Source organism: Pseudomonas flexibilis (assembly GCF_000806415.1).
GTDB lineage: Bacteria > Pseudomonadota > Gammaproteobacteria > Pseudomonadales > Pseudomonadaceae > Serpens > Serpens flexibilis.
In genome coordinates, this window is record NZ_JTAK01000006.1 from 145,876 (window position 1) to 164,223 (window position 18,348).

The following is an 18,348-nucleotide window of genomic DNA, read 5'->3' on the forward strand; positions in this document are numbered from 1 at the left end:
GGAGGTGAAGTGGGGAAGCAGTATAGACAGCCCGGGCCCCGCTTTCGGCCCGGCTGGTTGCCGAGCCTGGTGGTGCTGATGCTGCTGCCGGTGCTGTGCAGCCTGGGCTACTGGCAACTGTCGCGGGCCGAGGAGAAACGCCAGATCCTGGCGGCCGAGGCGCAGCGGCGCGTGGCGCCGCCGGTCCCGGTGCAAACGCTATTGTCCGAGCCCGAGCCGGCGTTCGTGCGAGTCCGTTTGCGTGGCCGCTTCGATGCCGCCCACAGCCTGCTGCTCGACAACCGCGTGCAGCAGGGCCAGGTGGGTGTGGAGCTGGTGCAGCCGTTCATGGACCACCCCAGCGGGCGCTGGGTACTGGTGAATCGCGGCTGGCTGCCCTGGCCGGACCGGCGGCTGCCTCCGCAATTCGAGACGCCCGCCGGCGAGCTGCAGCTCACCGCCTGGACCTATGTACCGCCGGGCCGCAGTCTGCTGGCGGTGGGCAACGCCACGGGCTGGCCGCGACTGGTCAACCGCCTGGACCCGCCGGCGATCTGGCAGGAACTGCGTCGCCCCGGCGTGCTGCTGGAACTGCGACTCGAGCCGGGACCGGCGGCGCTGATCCCCAACTGGCCCAGCGTGTCCATGGAGCCCCAGAAACATCAGGGCTACGCGGTGCAATGGTTCGGCCTGGCCGCAGCGTTGCTGGCGCTGTTCATCCACCTCGGGATTCATCGGGCACGGGAGGCTCGTCATGCATCAATCGCTGCACCTTGAACAGCAGGCTCGGCCAGTGGGGCGTGGCCGCCTGCAGCTGTTGCTCATACTGCTGGTGGTGATTGGCCCCATGGTGCTGGCCACCGCCATGTACCAGTGGCGTTTCTGGGTGCCGGAAGCCCGCACCTTTCACGGCCAACTGCACGGCGGCGGCCAGACCCTGGCCGATCTGGGCGTCGCCGGGGCCGAGCGTGCGGGCTGGCAGTTGCTGGTGACCGACGCCGGCGAATGTCCGGTCGCGTGCCGCGAACTGGTTTATCTGGCGCGGCAGATCCATATCGGCCTTGGTCGCGAGGCGGGACGCGCCAGCCATGCCCTGGCGCTGGGTGGCAGCCTGGATGCAGCGTATGCCGACCAACTGGCGCGTGAATATCCACAGCTCCGGCAGCTGGTGCTGGATGCGACACGCTATGGCCGGTTCAGCCCCGGCGCCCGGCTGTGGATCGTCGATCCGCTCGGCAATCTGGTGCTGAGTTATCCACAGGGCGTTGCCGGCAAGGCGGTGCTCGACGACCTGCGCCATCTGCTCAAGCTGTCGCGCCTGGGCTAGCGCTTCAAGGAGGAAGCCATGAGTCGACCCGGATTCGCCCTGGCCATCTTCGCTACCCTGCTGGCGGCGGTGGTGGTCATGCTCGGCGCCTACACGCGCCTGACCCATGCGGGACTCGGCTGCCCGGATTGGCCTGGCTGCTATGGCTTCCTCAGCGTGCCGATGAGCGAGCGGGCCCAGGAGGTGGCGGCCTTGCGTTTCCCCGACGCACCGCTGGAGATCGACAAGGGCTGGAACGAGATGGTCCACCGTTACGTGGCCGGCCTGTTGGGCCTGGTAATCCTGATCCTGGCGCTGCGTGCCATCCAGTGGCGCTCGCGCTCGGGGCAGCCGCTGCGCTTGCCGATCCTGCTGCTGGGCCTGGTGATCCTGCAGGCGGCCTTCGGCATGTGGACGGTGACCCTCAAGCTCTGGCCCCAGGTGGTGGTGGCGCACCTGCTCGGGGGTTTCGCAACGCTGGCGCTGCTGTTCCTGCTCAGTCTGCGGCTGTCCGGTCGGCTGCCCGCCCTGCCGGCCGCGCCCGTTTCGCTGCGCCTGCTGGCCTGGCTGACGCTGCTGCTGGTGGTCGGTCAGATCACCCTGGGTGGCTGGGTCAGCGCTAACTACGCAGCCATGGCCTGTGTCGACCTACCGACCTGCCAGGGCCAATGGTGGCCGGCGATGGACTTCCACAACGGCTTCCGCGTCGCCCAGGAAAAGGGGCCGAACTACCTCGGCGGCCAGTTGGATGGTGCCGCACGTACCGCCATTCATATGACCCATCGGCTGGGTGCCCTGCTGGTGGCGCTGGTCGGGCTGCTGCTGGCCTGGCGCCTGTGGGTAGCCGGCCTGGGCGGGCTGGCCCTTTTGTTACTGCTGGCGCTGGGCGCCCAGCTGGCGCTGGGTGTCGCCAATGTGCTGCTGCACCTGCCGCTGCACCTGGCGCTGGCCCATAACGCGGGCGGCGCGCTGCTGTTGCTGGCGGTCGTGCTGGTCCATTTCCGCCTGCGCCGCCCGGCCGGCGTGCTGCTGGTGCGGCCGCTGCCGAAACGATTTGAACCCGCCCGGGAAGGAGCCTTGCCATGACCAGCCTGCAGCGCGTTGAACCGCACCCCCCGGCTAGCTGGCGCGATTACCTGGAGCTGACCAAGCCCCGGGTGGTGCTGCTGATGCTGATCACCTCGCTGGTGGGTATGTTCCTGGCCACCCGCGCCGGGGTGCCCTGGACCGTGCTGCTGTTCGGCAACCTGGGCATCGCCCTGTGCGCCGGCGCGGCCGCCACGGTGAACCATGTGGTGGACCGACACATCGATGGGCTGATGGCGCGCACCCGGCGGCGCCCGGTGACCAGCGGCCGCGTCTCGCCCGTGGCGGCCCTGGTGTTCGCGTTGCTGCTGGCATTGGCCGGGCAACTGCTGCTGCTGGCCTTCACCAACCCCCTCACCGCCTGGCTGACCCTGGCCTCGTTGATTGGCTATGCGGCGATCTACACCGGGTTTCTCAAGCGCGCCACCCCGCAGAACATCGTCATCGGCGGGCTGGCCGGGGCGGCGCCGCCGCTGTTGGGCTGGGTAGCGGTCAGCGGCCACCTGGGCGCCGAGCCGCTGCTGCTGATGCTGATCATCTTCGCCTGGACCCCGCCGCACTTCTGGGCGCTGGCCATCCACCGCAAGGCCGAGTACGCCCGGGCCGACATTCCCATGCTGCCGGTGACCCACGGCGAGCAGTACACCAAGGTGCATATCCTGCTCTATACGCTGATCCTCCTGGCGGTCAGCCTGTTGCCCTTCGTCATCCGCATGAGCGGACTGCCCTACCTGATCTGCGCCCTGCTGCTGGGTGGGCGATTCCTCTACTGGGCCTGGGTGCTGTACCGTGACAGCCGGCCTCAGGCGGCGATCGGCACCTTCAAGTACTCTATCGCCTACCTTTTCCTGCTGTTCATCGCTCTGCTGGTGGACCATTACCTGCCGTTGATCCCATGACCCGAACGCATACAACCGTAATCGCCCTCGTCGCCGTGGTTGCCCTGGTGATGGGGCTGACCGTCTACAAGGCCCTCAATCGCCCGAACCAGCTGGACCCCGCGCGGCTGCTGGACGCCGGCATCGTGCAGCTGCCGCAGAGCCGGGAGCTGCCGGCGCTGACCCTCACCAACCAGGATGGCCAGTCGCAGGCGGTGGACGCCCTGACCGGCCGCTGGACGCTGCTGTTCTTCGGCTACACCTTCTGCCCGGACATCTGCCCGACCACGCTGGCCGAACTGCGTCAGCTGCAAGGCCTGCTGAGCGAGGAAGACCGCCAGCGCCTGCAGGTGGTGATGGTCACGGTCGATCCGGCCCGCGACACGCCCGAGCAACTCAAGCAGTACCTGGGGTTCTTCGATGCCGGCTTCCGCGGGCTGACCGGCGAGCTGGACCAAATCCAGGCGCTGTCCGGGCGGGTGGGCATTCCCTTTATCCCCGGCAACGAAAGCCTGCCCAACTACACCGTCGACCACAGCGGCAACCTGGCCCTGCTCGGCCCGGATGGTCGCCAGCAGGGCTTCATCCGCGCCCCGCTCAAGGTGCAGAAACTGGCCGAGGCCCTGCCCGCGCTGCTGGCCAGCCAGCCCTGAGCTGAACAGTTCGGCCCGTCCCGGGTCACACATCCAGAACCCGCCGCCCGGCATCGCACGGGCATTGTTCTGGAGGGACCCGGATGCCGTGGCTCAAACTGCTGCACTTCGCCGCCCTGCTGTGCTGGTGCGGCAGCCTGCTCTACCTGCCGGCGCTGATTGCCAGCAGCGCTCAGGGCGCGCATTCCCGGCTGCATCCTGAAACCGATTACCCGGTGCGAGTGGTCTTCACCCTGTTCGCGACACCCGCCGCGTTACTGGCCATCGGCTCCGGAACCCTGTTGTTCCTGGTCGCCGGGCAGTGGGCCGGCTGGCTGATACTGAAACTCGCGGCGGTGTCGGGCATGGCGCTGTGTCACGCCCTGTGTGGTGTGCTGGTGCTGCGCCTGGAGCGCCAGCCGGAGCGCGCGCTGTCACTGGAATGCTCCGCCCTGGGAGCGCTGGCGGCGGCGCTGGTCGGTATCACCCTCTGGCTGGTGCTGGCCAAGCCGCAGTGGGGGCCGGCATGAGCCTATTCCTGTGCCACCACGGCCACCGCGTGCTCGTAAACCAGGCGGCCGCCGAGAAAGGCCGCCAGGCCGATCAGCCCGGCCGTCAGCAACGACAGGACGAGACCCCAGAGCACCACCGTGTCGGCCGCCTCGCTGCCGACGCGCAGCACCCAGTTCAGCGAGGCGAGCGACAGCATCATCACCGCCAGCAGGGCGTGGCACCAGGCAGTGATCTTGCGGCGGATCAGCGGCACGCTGAGCAGGTCCACCAGTCCGGCGGTGCTGGCGATCCAGCCGCCGAACGTGCCGACGCCGGACAGCCACAGACCGGCGCGCCACCAGAAGGGGTCCAGCGTCCAGAGGAACGCCAGGTCGGTGGCCACCAGCCCGAGCAGGGCGGCCACCGGGAAGTGGATCATCATCGGGTGCAACGGGTGGCCGGCGATGGCGGCGTTGCTGGGGATCACCTCGGGGGTTTCGCGGGGCATGGGAAGTCATCCGTGTCGCCTGTCCTTGAGTGGACAGCGCTGGCGCTGGCAGTTCCCCTGCTGGCCGGCTGCCAGGGTCCGCAGTCAGCGCTCGACCCGGCCAGCGCCACCGCCCGCGAGCTGGCGCGCCTCTGGTGGGTGATGAGCAGCGTGGCCGGGCTGGTGCTGCTGCTGGTCAGTGTGCTCTGGCTGTACGCGCTATTCCGGGCGCCGCGCCAGTATCCGCAGCCGCAGGCACGGCGTATCCAGCGCCGCCTGCTGATCGGCGGCGGGTTGCTGTTGCCCACGCTGAGCGTCAGCGCGCTGCTGTTCTACGGCGTCAACGCCGCCCGCGGGATGCTGCCGCTGGGCGAGGCACCGCTTCGCCTGGAAATCACCGGCCATCAATGGTGGTGGGAAGTGCGCTATCCGCAGGGCGACGTGGTGACCGCCAACCAACTCATCCTGCCGGTCGGCGTGCCCGTGGATATCGAGGTGAGCAGTGCCGACGTGATCCACGCGTTCTGGGTGCCGCGCCTGGGCGGCAAACTGGACATGACGCCGGGGCGCCGGCATCGGGTGCGCCTGCAGGCCGATCGCGAGGGTGTGTTTCGCGGCCAGTGCGCCGAGTTCTGCGGCACCCAGCATGCGCACATGATCCTGCACGTCGAGGCCCTGCCTCCCGAGCGCTTCGACGTGTGGCTACAGGCGCGGACACAGCGCGCGGCCATTGCACCGGCGCCGGGTGCCGCCGGCGAGCTGTTCGCCAGCCGTTGCGCGCTCTGTCATCGGGTCGCCGGCGTGTCTGACGGACGGCGCGGGCCCGACCTGACCGACCTGGCCTCGCGCCCCACCCTCGGCGCCGGCGTGATCGCCAACGATGCCGCCGGCCTGCGCCGCTGGCTGCGCGAGCACCAGCGCCTCAAGCCGGGCAACGGCATGCCGAACCATGATGACGTGGACGATACGACGTTGGACGCCCTGGCGGCCTGGCTGGAGGGACTCGCGCCATGAAACGTCGCTCGTCGCATCCGGATCCGGCGCGTCTGCACGCGCAGTTCGAACGGGTGTGGGGCAGCCCGTCGGGCTGGCGGGCGCTGACCGTCGTCAACCACACCGCCATCGGCCGCCGCTTCCTGATCACCGGCGCGGTGTTCTTCCTGATTGGCGGCCTGCTGGCGATGCTGATCCGCGCCCAGCTGGCCGTGCCCGGTTACGTGCTGCTGGAGCCGGACCTGTACAACCAGGTGTTCACCATGCACGGCACGTTGATGATGTTCCTGTTCGCCGTGCCGATGATGGAGGGTCTGGCGGTCTACCTGATCCCCAAGATGCTCGGCGCCCGCGACCTGGCCTTCCCGCGCCTGTCGGCGCTGGGCTACTGGTGCTACCTGTTCGGCGGCATCATCCTCACCGCCAGCCTGGTGCTGGAGATCGCCCCCAAGGCCGGCTGGTTCATGTACACGCCACTGTCCAGCGCCGCGCATACGCCGGGCATGAACTCGGATTTCTGGCTGCTGGGCGTCACCTTCGTGGAAATTTCCGCGGTCAGCGCCGGCGTCGAGCTGGTGGTGTCGATCCTGCGGGTGCGGGCGCGCGGCATGGCCCTGCACCAGATGCCGATCTACGCCTGGTACATCCTGGTCATGGCCGGGATGATCGTGGTCGGCTTCCCGCCGCTGATCCTCGGCAGCATCCTGCTGGAGCTGGAGCGCGCCGCCGGGCTGCCGTTCTTCGATCCCGGCCGCGGCGGCGATCCGCTGCTCTGGCAGCACCTGTTCTGGCTGTTCGGCCATCCCGAGGTGTACATCATCTTCCTCCCGGGGGCGGGCATCGTCTCCACGTTGCTGCCGGTGTTCTGCGGTCGGCCGCTGGTCGGCTACCGCTGGGTGGTGCTCAGCGTGCTGGCCACCGGCTTCATCAGCTTCGGCCTGTGGGTGCACCACATGTTCACCGTGGGCATTCCGCAGCTGGCGCTGGCCTTCTTCTCCGCCGCCAGCATGCTGGTGGCGATTCCCACCGGGGTGCAGGTGTTCGCCTGGCTGACCACCCTGTGGCTGGGCACGCCGCGCTACCAGGTGCCGATGCTCTGGCTGGTGGGCTTCCTGATCGTGTTCGTGGCCGGCGGGCTGACCGGGGTGATGCTGGCGCTGGTGCCCTTCGACTGGCAGGTGCACGACACCCATTTCGTGGTGGCACACATGCACTACGTGCTGGTCGGCGGCATGTTCTTCCCGCTGATGGCCGGGCTCTACTACTGGCTGCCGCACTTCTCCGGCCGGCTGCCATCGGAACGCCTCGGCCGCTGGGGCTTCTGGCTGGTGTTCATCGGCTTCAACCTGACCTTCCTGGTGATGCACTGGACCGGCCTGCTGGGCATGCCCCGGCGCGTCTACACCTACGACACCGGCCTGGGCTGGGACTGGCCGAACCTGGTGTCTTCCATCGGCAGCTTCGTGATGGCCGCCGGGGTGGCCACCTGCCTGCTCGACCTGCTGCTGCATGTGCGCTTCGGCAGGCCGGCGGGCGTGAATCCCTGGCAGGCCGATACGCTGGAATGGGCCACGGACTATCCGTCGGCCTCCTACAACTTCCTCAGCCTGCCCGACGTGAACAACCGCCATCCGCTGTGGCGCGAGCCCGACCTGCCGCAGGGCATCGCCCGCGGCGAGCATGCCCTGGTGGAAATCGACCATGGCCGTCGCGACACCTGGGGCGTGGAGGCGCTGAGCGGACGGGTGCGCGACATCACCCAGCTGCCCGGCAACACCTGGATACCGCTGATTGCCGCGCTGCTGTTGGCCGGCCTGTGTCTGAGCCTGCTGCTCAAGCAGTACGGCCTGGCGCTGGGACTGAGCGGTGTGATCCTGCTGGTGCTGCTGCACTGGTCCTGGCGCAATGGCCCGTTGCTGAGCCCCGGGGCGAATCTAACCGTGCAGGCGAACCAGCCGCCGCTGCACTGGCAGACCCATGACGGCCCTGGGCTGTGGGGCATGGCGGTCACCCTGGTGGCCGATGGCGCCCTGTACCTGTCGCTGCTGTTCGGCTGGTTCTACCTGGGCATCGTCACGCCCGTTGCCGGGCCGACCACGGTGAAAGTCGGCGCGGGCTGGCTGCTGGGCAGCGCCCTGCTGCTCACGGTCGGCACCTTGTATCTGGGCGGACTGTTGCGTCGGTTGCGGCGGGGCAGCGAGGCGCGCCTCGGCATCCATCTTCTGCTGCTCACCTTGCTGGGGCTGCTGCAAGTGACGCTGCTGCTCGGCGCGCTGCAGGCTGCCGAGCTGCAGCCGCGGGCCCGCGCACTGGATGCGGTGGTGCTGGTGATGCTGCTCTACAGCCTGATCCATTGCGCCCTGGCGACAATCCTCACCGCCCTGCAGGCCTGGCGTGCGCGGCTGGGTTACGTCAGCGCGCGCCAGTCGTACGAGCCCCGGGTGGTGGCGCAGCTGTGGCTCTACAACCTGGGCGTGCTGTGGATCAGCTACCTGGCCATCGTGCTCTTCCCGCTGGGCTGGGGGAACGGGTCATGAGTCGCCTGCGCGAGCATCCGCTGCACAGCATCCTCGGGCTGGTGATCTGGAGCCTGTGGTTCGTGGCGCTGTATGCCGGCCAGGGGCTGGGCTGCGCCCTCGCGCCGCCAGCGCCGGCAGACGGGGCGGCCACCTGGCTGAACGCCGTGCTAGGGGTGTTTACCGGGCTGACCGTGCTGCTGCTGCTGGGACTGGCGCTGTTCAGCTGGCGCTCCGCCGCCGCCGGCTCGCCGCAGCGTTTCGTGCTGCGCCTGGCCGCCGGCGTGCATCTGGTAGGGGCTGCGGCCACGGTCTTCATCGGCCTGACGTTGCTGGGCCTGCCGCCGTGCGCCTGATGCTCGGGCTGCTAGTGTGGCTGCCGCTGCCGGTGGCGGCGCACGGGCTGTTCGACCATGGACTGGTTGAGCGCCTGCCCCTGTGGCTGACCGGCCTGCTGATGCTGGCGGCCTGGGCGCTCTATCTGCTGGGCTGCCGCCGGGTACCGCCCAGGCGGGCAGACGCGGCCTGCTTCCACCTGGCGCTGCTGCTCGCTGTCGTGGCCATCTTCGGGCCGCTGGATGACTGGGCGGAAACCAGCGCCGCCTGGCACATGACCCAGCACATGCTGTTCATCCTGGTGATCGGCCCGTTGGCGGCGGCGGCCCGGCCGCTGCCGCAATGGCGCAGCGTGCTCGGTCGCGCGGGACAGTCGCTGTGGAACCCGCTGCTGCGCAGCGCCCGGCATCCGGGGGCCCTGGCGCTGCTGCACGGCGCGGTGATCTGGGTCTGGCACGTGCCCCGGCTGTATCAGCTGGCGCTGGACAACCTCTGGTGGCACGCCATCGAGCATGCCTGCTTCCTGCTCAGCGCCTGGCTGTTCTGGTGGGCGGTGCTGCGCGCCCCGCCTCGCCAGGCACCCCAGGCGCTGCTGGCGGTGCTGCTGACCCTGATGCACACCGGCCTGCTCGGCGCCCTGCTGACCTTCGCGCCGGTGTCTTTCTATGGCGATGCGCGCAGCGTGGCCGACCAGCAACTGGCCGGCCTGCTGATGTGGGTGCCAGGCGGGGTGCTCTACCTGCTCGGCGCTGGCTGGGTGGCCTGGCGCTGGCTGGGGCGCGCTCCCCAAACACAACAAAGCCCGCACGGGGCGGGCTTTGTCAGGGCTGCGGGCGATGTTAGAACGCCGGCACCACGGCGCCCTGGTACTTCTCGGCAATGAACTGCTTCACCGCGTCGCTATGCAGGGCCTTGGCCAGTTTCTGCATGGCCGGGCTGTCCTTGTTGTCCTCGCGGCTGACCAGGATATTCACGTAGGGCGACTCACTGCCCTCGATGACCAGCGCATCCTCGGCCGGGTTGAGGCCGGCTTCCAGGGCGTAGTTGGTGTTGATCAGCGCCAGGTCCACCTGGTTCAGCACGCGCGGCAGGGTGGCGGCTTCCAGTTCGCGCACGCGGATGCGCTTGGGATTGTCGGCGATGTCGCGCGGGGTGGCGGTGATGCCGGCTTCCGGCTTCAGCGTGATGATGCCCGCCTTGGCCAGCAGCAGCAGGGCGCGGCCGCCGTTGGTGGCGTCGTTGGGGATCACCACGTTGGCGCCGCTGGGCAGGTCTTCGATGTCGTTGATCTTGTGCGAGTAGGCGCCGAACGGCTCGACGTGCACGCCGGCCACGCTGACCAGCCGGGTGCCACGGCTCTTGTTGAACTCGTCCAGGTACGGCTGGTGCTGGAAGAAGTTGGCGTCCAGGCGCTTCTCGGCCACCTGCACGTTGGGCTGCACGTAATCGGTGAACACCTTGATGTTCAGGGTCACACCTTCCTTGGCCAGCTGTGGCTTCACGAATTCCAGCAGCTCGGCATGCGGCACGGCGGTGGCCGCCACGGTCAGGGTTTCCGCCGCCTGGGCGGAAAAGGCCGCGACGGCGGCGAAGACGGCAAGCAGTTTCTTCATGGTGTAACTCCTTTACGGATAACGGACGCGGCTCCGACGACACGGTCGCCGCAAGGGTTCACTTGCGGGAAAAATGCACCACCAGGCGGTCGCCGACAGATTGCAGAATCTGCACCAGAACCAGCAACAACACCACGGTCACCACCATCACGTCGGTCTGGAAGCGCTGATAGCCGAAGCGGATGGCCAGGTCGCCCAGGCCGCCGGCGCCGACCACGCCGGCCATCGCGGTGTAGGACACCAGGGTAATGGCGGTGACAGTGACGGCGGCGATGATGCCCGGTCGCGCCTCCGGCAGCAGGGCGCTGACGATGATCTGCCGGGTGCTGGCGCCCATGGCCTGGGTGGCCTCGATGATGCCGCGATCCACCTCGCGCAACGCGGTTTCCACCAGGCGCGCGAAGAATGGCGTGGTGCCCACCACCAGCGGCGGAATGGCGCCGGCCACGCCCAGCGAGGTGCCGGTGAGCACCACGGTGATGGGGATCATCACGATCAGCAGGATGATGAACGGCAGCGAGCGCAGCACGTTGACCACGAACGACAGCAGCGCATACAGCGGACGGTTGTCGAACAGCTGCCGCGGCCCGGTAAGGAACAGCAGCACGCCCAGCGGCAGGCCGAACACCACGGTGAACAGGAGCGAGCCGCTGAGCATCAGCAGGGTGTCCAGGGTGGCCAGCCAGATCTCGTACCAGTCGATATTGACGAAGAAGGCGTCCATCAGCGCAGTACCTCCACATGAACTTCGGCGGCTTGCAGGCGGCTCAGCGCGGCGTCCAGGTCGCCGCCGGTCAGGGCCAGGGTCAGCTGGCCGTAGGGGGTGTCCTTGATGCGGTCGATGCGTCCGGCCAGGATGCTGTAGTCCACCCCCGTCTCGCGGGCCACGGTGCCCAGCAGCGGCTTGTAGGTGGCCTCGCCCTGGAAGGTCAGACGCAGGATGCGCCCCGGCACCTGGGCGAAGTCCTCGTGCAGCTCGCCTTCGTCGATGGCCTCGTCTTCGAGCACGAAGCGCCGGGTGGTCGGGTGCTGCGGGTGCAGGAACACCTCGGCCACCGCGCCCTGCTCGACGATGCGCCCGGCATCCATCACCGCCACGCGGTCGCAGACGCGGCGAATCACGTCCATCTCGTGGGTGATCAGCACGATGGTCAGACCCAGCTCGCGGTTGATCTCGGCCAGCAGCTGCAGCACCTGGGCGGTGGTCTGCGGGTCGAGGGCGCTGGTCGCCTCGTCGCACAAGAGGATCTTCGGGTCGGTGGCCAGCGCGCGGGCGATACCGACGCGCTGCTTCTGGCCACCGGACAGCTGCGCCGGGTACTTGCGGGCGTGATCCTGCAGGCCGACGCGGCGCAGCAGCTCGTCCACGCGGCGGTTGATGTCGGCGGCGGGCAGCTCGCCGGCCAGGCGCAGCGGCAGGGCCACGTTGTCGGCCACGGTGCGCGAGCTGAGCAGGTTGAAGTGCTGGAAGATCATGCCGACCCGGCGACGGAAGGCGCGCAGGCCGTCGGCATCCAGCGCAGTGACGTCCTCGCCATCGACCCGGATGCGCCCGCCGCTGGGGTTTTCCAGACGGTTGATCAGGCGCAGCAGGGTGCTCTTGCCGGCGCCGGAATGGCCGATCAGGCCGAACACCTCGCCCGTTTCGACCACCAGATCGGTGGGTTGCAGGGCCGGTACGTCGCGGCCGGCGACGCGGTAGGTCTTGTGGACTTGCTGGAACTCGATCACGTGTGCGGACCTTTTGGGTGCATGACGTGCCCCTGGCGTGCGGGCAAAAGTGGCGCATTTTAGCCGATTGTGGCGTGCGGGCCACGCAGGCTGTTGGTAAGCGGCGAGGAACATCCGATTCCGGCACCGGTCCCTTGCAGACCCGTGCGCCCACCAGGAGGGACCAGCCATGGCCCAGCAACCCACCGGCCCCAGCGAACTGGCCGGCACCGACACCACCGACCGGCAGAACAGCAGCGACAAGCTGGACGCCCTCGAGCCTTACCGCTCGGACGCCACCGGCCAGGCCCTGACCACCAACCAGGGCGTGAAGATCGCCGACAACCAGAACACCCTGAAGGCCAGGGATCGCGGCCCGTCCCTGCTCGAAGACTTCATCATGCGGGAGAAGATCACGCACTTCGACCACGAGCGCATTCCCGAGCGCATCGTGCATGCGCGTGGCACGGCGGCCCACGGCGTCTTCCGGGTCTACGCATCCCAGGCGAAGCTGACCAAGGCCGCCTTCCTGCAGGACCCGGCCAAGGTCACCCCGGTGTTCGTGCGCTTTTCCACCGTGCAGGGCCCGCGCGGTTCGGCGGACACGGTGCGCGACGTGCGCGGCTTCGCGGTGAAGTTCTACACCGAGGAAGGCAACTTCGACCTGGTGGGCAACAACATGCCGGTGTTCTTCATCCAGGACGCCATCAAGTTCCCCGACTTCGTGCATGCAGTGAAGCCCGAGCCGCACAACGAGATCCCTACCGGCGCCTCGGCCCACGACACCTTCTGGGACTTTGTCTCGCTGGTGCCGGAAAGCGCGCACATGGTGATGTGGGCCATGTCCGACCGGGCCATTCCCGCCACCCTGCGCGCCATGCAGGGCTTCGGGGTGCATACGTTCCGCATGATCGATGCCCAGGGCGCCAGCCGCTTCGTCAAGTTTCACTGGCGGCCGCTGTCGGGGGTGTACTCGCTGCTCTGGGACGAGGCGCAGAAGCTGGCCGGCAAGGATCCGGACTTCAATCGTCGCCAGCTCTGGGAGGACATCGAAAGCGGCGACTATCCGGAATGGGAACTGGGCGTGCAGGTGGTCGAGGAGGCCGACGAGCACAGCTTCGACTTCGACCTGCTGGACCCGACCAAGATCATCCCCGAGGAGCAGGTGCCGGTGCAGCCGATCGGCAAGCTGACCCTCAACCGCAACCCGGACAACTTCTTCGCCGAGACCGAACAGGCGGCCTTTCACCCGGGACACATCGTGCCGGGCATCGACTTCAGCAACGATCCGCTGTTGCAGGGCCGGCTGTTCTCCTACACCGACACCCAGTTGCTGCGCCTGGGCGGGCCGAACTTTCACCAGATCCCGATCAACCGCCCGGTCTGCCCGTTTCACAACAACCAGCGCGACGCCTACCACCAGCACCAGATACACAAGGGGCGCGCGGCCTACGAACCCAACTCCATTGATGCCGGCTGGCCAAAGGAAACCCCGGCGGGGCCGGCAGGCGGAGGTTTCGAGAGCTATCCCGAACGCATCGAGGGCCACAAGATCCGCAACCGCAGCGAATCGTTCGGCGACCACTTCTCCCAGGCGCGGCTGTTCTGGAGGAGCATGAGCGAGGTGGAGCAGGCGCACATCGTCGATGCCTACAGCTTCGAGCTGGCCAAGGTGGAGCGCATGGCCATCCGCGAGCGCGAGGTCAACGAGATCCTGGCCAATATCGATCTGGACCTGGCCCGGCGGGTGGCCGCCAACATCGGCGTGCAGCCACCCGCCGCCGGCACGGTGGAACTGCCCAAGGTCCGCCAGGAGCAGTCGCCGGCGCTGAGCCAGATGAACCTGCTGACCGGCAACATCCGCTCGCGCAAGATCGCCATCCTGATCGGCAACGGCGTGGATGCCGCCGCCGTCAGCGCCGCCCAGGCTGCGCTGAAGGGCGAAGGGGCGGCCTGCAAGCTGGTGGCGCCGAGCGCCGCGCCGGTCCAGGGCAGCGACGGCAGCCGCCTGGTGCCGGATGGTTCGCTGGCTGGATTGCCGTCGATCATGTTCGACGCGGTGCTGGTCCCCGGCGGCGAGGCCGCCATGCAGGCCATGATGGCGGACGGCACCGCGCTGCATTACCTGCTGGAAGCCTACAAGCACCTCAAGCCGATGGCCTTCCTCGGCCAGGCGCAGACCCTGCTTGCGCAGCTGCGCCTGGATGAGGATGAGGGGTTGCTGGTGGGCAGCGATCTGTCGGCCATCCAGGCCTCGTACTTCGCTGCCATCGCCAGGCACCGGGTATGGGCGCGGATGCCCAAGGCCATGAGCGTGCCGGCGTAGAGGCCTGCTCCGGCCTTGCAGGGTGGCAGCCGCGATGCGTTCGTGCGGGGCGCAAGGAGACGCTCGCGGTTGAAGCCGCTCCTACGGGCCGCGCAGACATAGGGCGCCCGAGGCTATTCCTGGGCACCACCCCCGATCAGCAGCAGGCGCGGCACGCGCGAGGCGATGTGGCTGACTTCCACTTCCGAGGCGTCGCCCAGGCGTGTGCGCAGCAGTTCGGCGGCGCGGTTGGACTGCCAGCTGCCGCGGGCCTCCAGCACGATGCGGCAATTGCAGGTCCGCAGTTCGTCGGCCAGGCTGTCGAACTGCTCGGCCAGGGCGGCGTAATCGCCCTTGTCCAGCAGCGGCAGCATGATGCTGCGCACCTGCGGGTCCAGCTGGTCGCCGAGGTCGGTGGTCAGCGCCGGCGCGGCCGGCAGCAGGCTGCGGGCCCGGCTCAGCGCCGTGGTGGCAGTGTTCAGGTCGCCGGCCTGCAGCGCATCCTGTCCCTGGCGCAGGTAGGCGTCGGCCAACTGGCGCTGATACGGGGCCAGGCGCTCGGCGTCGACGCCCCGCTTGCCGGCATCGGCCAGCAACTGGTCCGCCTGTGCCAGCTGGCCCTGGGCCAGGTAGCTCTGGAACAACTGCCGCTGGGTGTCCTGCACCGGCGCACTCTGGCAGCCGGCAAGCACGACAACCAGGCCGGCAAGGGTCAGGCAACGGAACATGGGCATGTGAAGGGACCTCGAGGAAGCGGTCGACGGGATTCTAACCCTGCCCGTCTCGGGCGCACAGGACGACACGCGTCAGCGCCGCCGTGGCAGGGCAAAGCTAAGCAGAAACAGGGCGGCGGCGCTCACCACGATCGAGGGCCCGGCCGGGGTGTCCTGGAACCAGGACAGGCTCAGGCCCGCCGACACCGCCAGCAGGCCGAGCAGGCTGGCGCCGACGGCCATCTGCTCCGGCGTGCGCGCATGGCGCTGGGCGGCGGCGGCAGGAATGATCAGCAGCGAGGTGATCAGCAGCACGCCGACGATCTTCATGGCCAGGGCGATCACCAGGGCGATCAGCAGCATCAGCGCCAGGCGCAGACCGGCCACCGGCAGGCCTTCGACGCGCGCCAGCTCCTCGTGCACGGTAATGGCCAGCAGCGGGCGCCACAGCGGCAGCAGCAGCAGCAGCACCAGCGCGCTGCCGCCCAATACCCAGTACAGATCCTCGCGGCTGATGGCCAGCAGATCGCCGAACAGATAGCCGAGCAGATCGACGCGCACCTCCAGGAGGCTCATGGTCACCAGGCCCAGGGCCAGCATGGTGGGCGCCAGCATGCCCAGCAGGGTGTCGGAGGCCAGCGCCTGGCGACCTTGCAGGCCGAGCAGCGCCAGCGCCAGCAGCAGGCACAGGGCGATGATTGCCAGTGTCGGGCTGATCGCCAACCACAGGCCCAAGGCCAGGCCGAGCAGCGCGGCATGGGACAGGGTTTCGCCGAAATAGGCCATGCGCCGCCAGACCACGAACGAGCCGAGTGGGCCAGCCACCAGCGCCAGGGCGAGGCCGGCGAGCAGCGCGTGAAGCAGGAAATCAGCCATGGTTGCAGTTCGGACCGTGGGTATGGGGTTTCTTCAGGACCACGCCGCCGTGCAGATCGTGGGCGTGGTCGTGGCGGTGCTGGTAGATCGCCAGGCTGCGTGCATCACGGCCGAACAGTTCGACGAACGCCGGATCGCCGCTGACCTGTTCGGGATGTCCTGAGCAGCACACATGCCGGTTCAGGCACACCACCTGGTCGGTGGCGCTCATCACCAGGTGCAGGTCGTGGGAGACCATCAGCACGCCGCAACCGTAGCGTTCGCGCAACGTGCCGATCAGCCGGTACAGCGCCGCCTGGCCGGCGACATCCACACCCTGCACCGGCTCGTCGAGCACCAGCAGTTCGGGCTTGCGCAGCAGGGCGCGGGCCAGCAGTACGCGTTGCAGCTCGCCGCCGGAGATCTTCTGCAGCGGGTGGTCGAGCACGTGGGCCGCGCCGACTTCTTCCAGCGCGGCCCGCGCCATGGCGGCGCTGACGCCAGGCACCAGGCGCAGGAAACGCTGCACGCTGAGCGGCAGGGTGGCGTCCACCTGCAGTTTTTGCGGCATGTAGCCGATGCGCAGTTTCGGTCGGCGCCAGACCTCGCCGCTGTCCGCCTTCAGCAGGCCCAGCACGACACGAACCAGGGTGGTCTTGCCGGCGCCGTTGGGGCCAATCAGCGTGACGATTTCGCCCGGTCGCACGCGCAGGTTCACCGCGTCCAGGGTGTCCTGGCCGTTGAAGCGCACGCTGACCCCGCTCAGGCGCAGCAGGTCATCGCTCATGCGGCCTCCTGGCAGCGGGCGCAGAGACCGACCACCTCGACCGTCTCGGTTTCCACGCGGAAGCCGACGCGCTGCGCACCGGCGACGATCGCTTCGCTGATGGCCGGGTGTTCCAGCTCGATGGCCGTGCGGCATTCGCGGCAGATCAGGAACTGACCCTGATGGCTGTGTTCCGGGCGGATGCAGCCGATGAAGGCGTTCAGCGAAGCGATGCGGTGGATCAGGCCGTTCTCCAGCAGGAAATCCAGGGCGCGGTAGACGGTCGGCGGCGCGGCGCGGCGGCCGTCTTCCTCGCTGAGGGTGCCAAGGATGTCGTAGGCGCCGAGCGGCTTGTGGCTCTGCCAGACCAGCTCCAGCACCCGCCTGCGCAGGGCGGTCAGGCGCACGCCCTGGCGCGCGCAGATGCTGTCGGCGTCGGCCAGTGCGTTGTCGACGCACTGGGAATGGTCGTGCGGCAGGCAGGCCAGCGGTGTGTCGGGAAGGGGTCGATACATGGCGGCGACGTCGAGTGGAAGAGACGTTATTCTATAACCCTTTCCACCCAGAGTGTCGCTGTCGTGCTGCTACGTCTGTCCGCCGTTGTGCTGTTGTGCCTGGCTTCTCTGACCGCCCGTGCCGAAGTCGCCCTGCTCACCAGCATCAAACCCCTGCAACTGATCGCCGCCGCCGTGCAGGACGGTGTCGGCACGCCCGACGTGCTGCTGCCGCCGGGGGCGTCCGCGCACCATTACATGCTCAAGCCTTCCGAGGTACGCCGCCTGCGTCAGGCCGACCTGTTCTACTGGGTCGGGCCGGACCTGGAGAGCTTCCTGCCCCGCCTGCTCGACGGCCGCACAAACCCCAGCCTGGCCGTGCAGACCCTGGCGGGCCTGCAGTTGCGCCACTTTGGCGATGATCACCACGCTGACCATGACCATGACCATGACCATGACCATGACCATGACCATGACCATGACCATGACCATGACGCCCCGGTCGCGCATGACGATCACGACCACGACCACCGCCCCGGCAGCCTGGATGCCCACCTCTGGCTGCTGCCGGCCAACGCCCGGGTGATCGCTGCGCGGATGGCTGACGACCTGGCCGCGCGCGACCCGGCCAATGCCGCGCGCTACCGGGCCAACCTGGCGGCGTTCGAGCAGCGCCTGGACACGCTCGACCAGCGCCTGCGTACCCGTCTGGCGCCGCTGGCGGGCAAGCCGTACTTCGTGTTCCACGAGGCCTACGACTATTTCGAGGCGGCCTATGGCCTGCGCCATGCCGGGGTGTTCAGCCTGGGCGAGGTGCAGCTCGGTGCGCGGCAGGTGGCCCAGCTGCGTGAACGCCTGCGTGCCGCCGGCGCGACCTGCGTGTTCTACGAGCCGCCGCAGGCACCGCGCCTGGCCCAGACCCTGATCGAGGGGCTGCCGGTGCGCCTGGCGTCGCTGGATGCCCTGGGCTACGACCTGTCCGTGGATGCTCGCGGCTATGAGCGGCTGCTGGAAAGCCTCGGCGAGCAGTTGGCCGGCTGCCTGACGCCCGCCGGCGTCCAGTAGGACGGCTTCGTACCGGCCAGCAAAACCGCGGCAAGCGCGGCAGGTGCGCTCCGACGAGCGGTCCCGCGCACCAGCCGTTTTTGTCTTTCAGACCAACTGCCGGCACGCACCCAGCCCGCCTG

Annotated in this window: 20 protein-coding genes; 12 read left to right on the top strand and 8 right to left on the bottom strand. The window is 68.6% G+C overall.

Features of this window, described 5'->3' with window-relative positions; genetic code table 11:
• Positions 1 to 78: 78 nt before the first annotated feature.
• From PT85_RS14900 to PT85_RS14925, 6 genes are all read left to right on the top strand, one after another.
• Positions 79 to 756 (top strand): SURF1 family protein, encoded by a 678-nt coding sequence (locus PT85_RS14900; RefSeq protein ID WP_052237711.1) that lies wholly within the window; start codon positions 79 to 81, stop codon positions 754 to 756.
• Positions 734 to 1,306, top strand: a complete 573-nt coding sequence (locus PT85_RS14905; protein WP_027588691.1) for a hypothetical protein — start codon at positions 734 to 736, stop codon at positions 1,304 to 1,306. Before PT85_RS14900 ends, PT85_RS14905 begins: the two co-directional genes overlap by 23 nt.
• A gap of 18 nt (positions 1,307 to 1,324) precedes the next feature.
• The gene (locus PT85_RS14910; RefSeq protein ID WP_027588692.1) at positions 1,325 to 2,371 is read left to right on the top strand and encodes a COX15/CtaA family protein; all 1,047 of its coding nucleotides are present in this window, start codon (positions 1,325 to 1,327) and stop codon (positions 2,369 to 2,371) included.
• A complete protein-coding gene (gene cyoE, locus PT85_RS14915; RefSeq protein ID WP_039562341.1) occupies positions 2,368 to 3,270 on the top strand; it encodes a heme o synthase in 903 nt (300 codons plus the stop codon). The genes PT85_RS14910 and cyoE overlap by 4 nt, the downstream gene beginning before the upstream one ends.
• The gene (locus PT85_RS14920) at positions 3,267 to 3,902 is read left to right on the top strand and encodes an SCO family protein (protein WP_027588694.1); all 636 of its coding nucleotides are present in this window, start codon (positions 3,267 to 3,269) and stop codon (positions 3,900 to 3,902) included. Before cyoE ends, PT85_RS14920 begins: the two co-directional genes overlap by 4 nt.
• An 83-nt stretch (positions 3,903 to 3,985) precedes the next feature.
• On the top strand, positions 3,986 to 4,411 hold the full coding sequence (locus PT85_RS14925; protein ID WP_027588695.1) for a CopD family protein: 426 nt from the start codon (positions 3,986 to 3,988) through the stop codon (positions 4,409 to 4,411).
• A 2-nt stretch (positions 4,412 to 4,413) separates the two neighbouring features.
• Here PT85_RS14925 and PT85_RS18080 read toward each other — a convergent pair whose 3' ends face one another.
• Positions 4,414 to 4,881, bottom strand: coding sequence for a DUF2231 domain-containing protein (locus tag PT85_RS18080; protein ID WP_027588696.1), 468 nt, complete (start codon positions 4,879 to 4,881; stop codon positions 4,414 to 4,416).
• 57 nt (positions 4,882 to 4,938) lie between these two features.
• Between PT85_RS18080 and coxB the strand changes: the two genes are divergently transcribed.
• From coxB to PT85_RS14950, 4 genes are read left to right on the top strand one after another with little or no spacing between them, the layout of a single operon-like run.
• Positions 4,939 to 5,874, top strand: a complete 936-nt coding sequence (coxB, locus tag PT85_RS18085; RefSeq protein ID WP_039607219.1) for a cytochrome c oxidase subunit II — start codon at positions 4,939 to 4,941, stop codon at positions 5,872 to 5,874.
• The gene (ctaD, locus tag PT85_RS14940; protein WP_039607119.1) at positions 5,871 to 8,390 is read left to right on the top strand and encodes a cytochrome c oxidase subunit I; all 2,520 of its coding nucleotides are present in this window, start codon (positions 5,871 to 5,873) and stop codon (positions 8,388 to 8,390) included. The genes coxB and ctaD overlap by 4 nt, the downstream gene beginning before the upstream one ends.
• Positions 8,387 to 8,725, top strand: a complete 339-nt coding sequence (locus PT85_RS14945; RefSeq protein WP_027588699.1) for a hypothetical protein — start codon at positions 8,387 to 8,389, stop codon at positions 8,723 to 8,725. Before ctaD ends, PT85_RS14945 begins: the two co-directional genes overlap by 4 nt.
• Positions 8,725 to 9,588: a cytochrome c oxidase assembly protein gene (locus PT85_RS14950; protein ID WP_082013085.1), complete on the top strand. Its 864-nt coding sequence runs from the start codon at positions 8,725 to 8,727 to the stop codon at positions 9,586 to 9,588. The genes PT85_RS14945 and PT85_RS14950 overlap by 1 nt, the downstream gene beginning before the upstream one ends.
• Here PT85_RS14950 and PT85_RS14955 read toward each other — a convergent pair.
• The 3 genes from PT85_RS14955 to PT85_RS14965 are packed head-to-tail and all read right to left on the bottom strand — an operon-like array spanning position 9,545 to position 12,049.
• Positions 9,545 to 10,318 (bottom strand): MetQ/NlpA family ABC transporter substrate-binding protein, encoded by a 774-nt coding sequence (locus PT85_RS14955; RefSeq protein ID WP_027588700.1) that lies wholly within the window; start codon positions 10,316 to 10,318, stop codon positions 9,545 to 9,547. The genes PT85_RS14950 and PT85_RS14955 overlap by 44 nt on opposite strands.
• Before the next feature lie 58 nt (positions 10,319 to 10,376).
• Positions 10,377 to 11,042: a methionine ABC transporter permease gene (locus PT85_RS14960; protein WP_039607120.1), complete on the bottom strand. Its 666-nt coding sequence runs from the start codon at positions 11,040 to 11,042 to the stop codon at positions 10,377 to 10,379.
• A complete protein-coding gene (locus PT85_RS14965; RefSeq protein WP_027588702.1) occupies positions 11,042 to 12,049 on the bottom strand; it encodes a methionine ABC transporter ATP-binding protein in 1,008 nt (335 codons plus the stop codon). The genes PT85_RS14960 and PT85_RS14965 overlap by 1 nt, the downstream gene beginning before the upstream one ends.
• Positions 12,050 to 12,161: 112 nt before the next feature.
• Between PT85_RS14965 and katE the strand changes: the two genes are divergently transcribed.
• Positions 12,162 to 14,354: a catalase HPII gene (gene katE, locus PT85_RS14970; RefSeq protein ID WP_267958210.1), complete on the top strand. Its 2,193-nt coding sequence runs from the start codon at positions 12,162 to 12,164 to the stop codon at positions 14,352 to 14,354.
• Positions 14,355 to 14,467: 113 nt separating this feature from the next.
• On the opposite strand, the gene PT85_RS17525 is transcribed toward katE, so the two are convergent.
• The 4 genes from PT85_RS17525 to PT85_RS18330 form a co-directional block, all read right to left on the bottom strand.
• Positions 14,468 to 15,067, bottom strand: coding sequence for a hypothetical protein (locus PT85_RS17525; protein ID WP_052237712.1), 600 nt, complete (start codon positions 15,065 to 15,067; stop codon positions 14,468 to 14,470).
• A 72-nt stretch (positions 15,068 to 15,139) separates the two neighbouring features.
• A complete protein-coding gene (gene znuB, locus PT85_RS14980; protein WP_039607122.1) occupies positions 15,140 to 15,922 on the bottom strand; it encodes a zinc ABC transporter permease subunit ZnuB in 783 nt (260 codons plus the stop codon).
• On the bottom strand, positions 15,915 to 16,688 hold the full coding sequence (gene znuC / locus PT85_RS14985) for a zinc ABC transporter ATP-binding protein ZnuC (protein WP_027588705.1): 774 nt from the start codon (positions 16,686 to 16,688) through the stop codon (positions 15,915 to 15,917). The genes znuB and znuC overlap by 8 nt, the downstream gene beginning before the upstream one ends.
• Positions 16,685 to 17,182: a Fur family transcriptional regulator gene (locus PT85_RS18330; RefSeq protein WP_027588706.1), complete on the bottom strand. Its 498-nt coding sequence runs from the start codon at positions 17,180 to 17,182 to the stop codon at positions 16,685 to 16,687. Before PT85_RS18330 ends, znuC begins: the two co-directional genes overlap by 4 nt.
• A 63-nt stretch (positions 17,183 to 17,245) precedes the next feature.
• Here PT85_RS18330 and znuA point away from each other — a divergent pair, with 63 nt between their 5' ends.
• On the top strand, positions 17,246 to 18,226 hold the full coding sequence (gene znuA / locus PT85_RS14995; protein WP_407681104.1) for a zinc ABC transporter substrate-binding protein ZnuA: 981 nt from the start codon (positions 17,246 to 17,248) through the stop codon (positions 18,224 to 18,226).
• Positions 18,227 to 18,348: the final 122 nt, after the last annotated feature.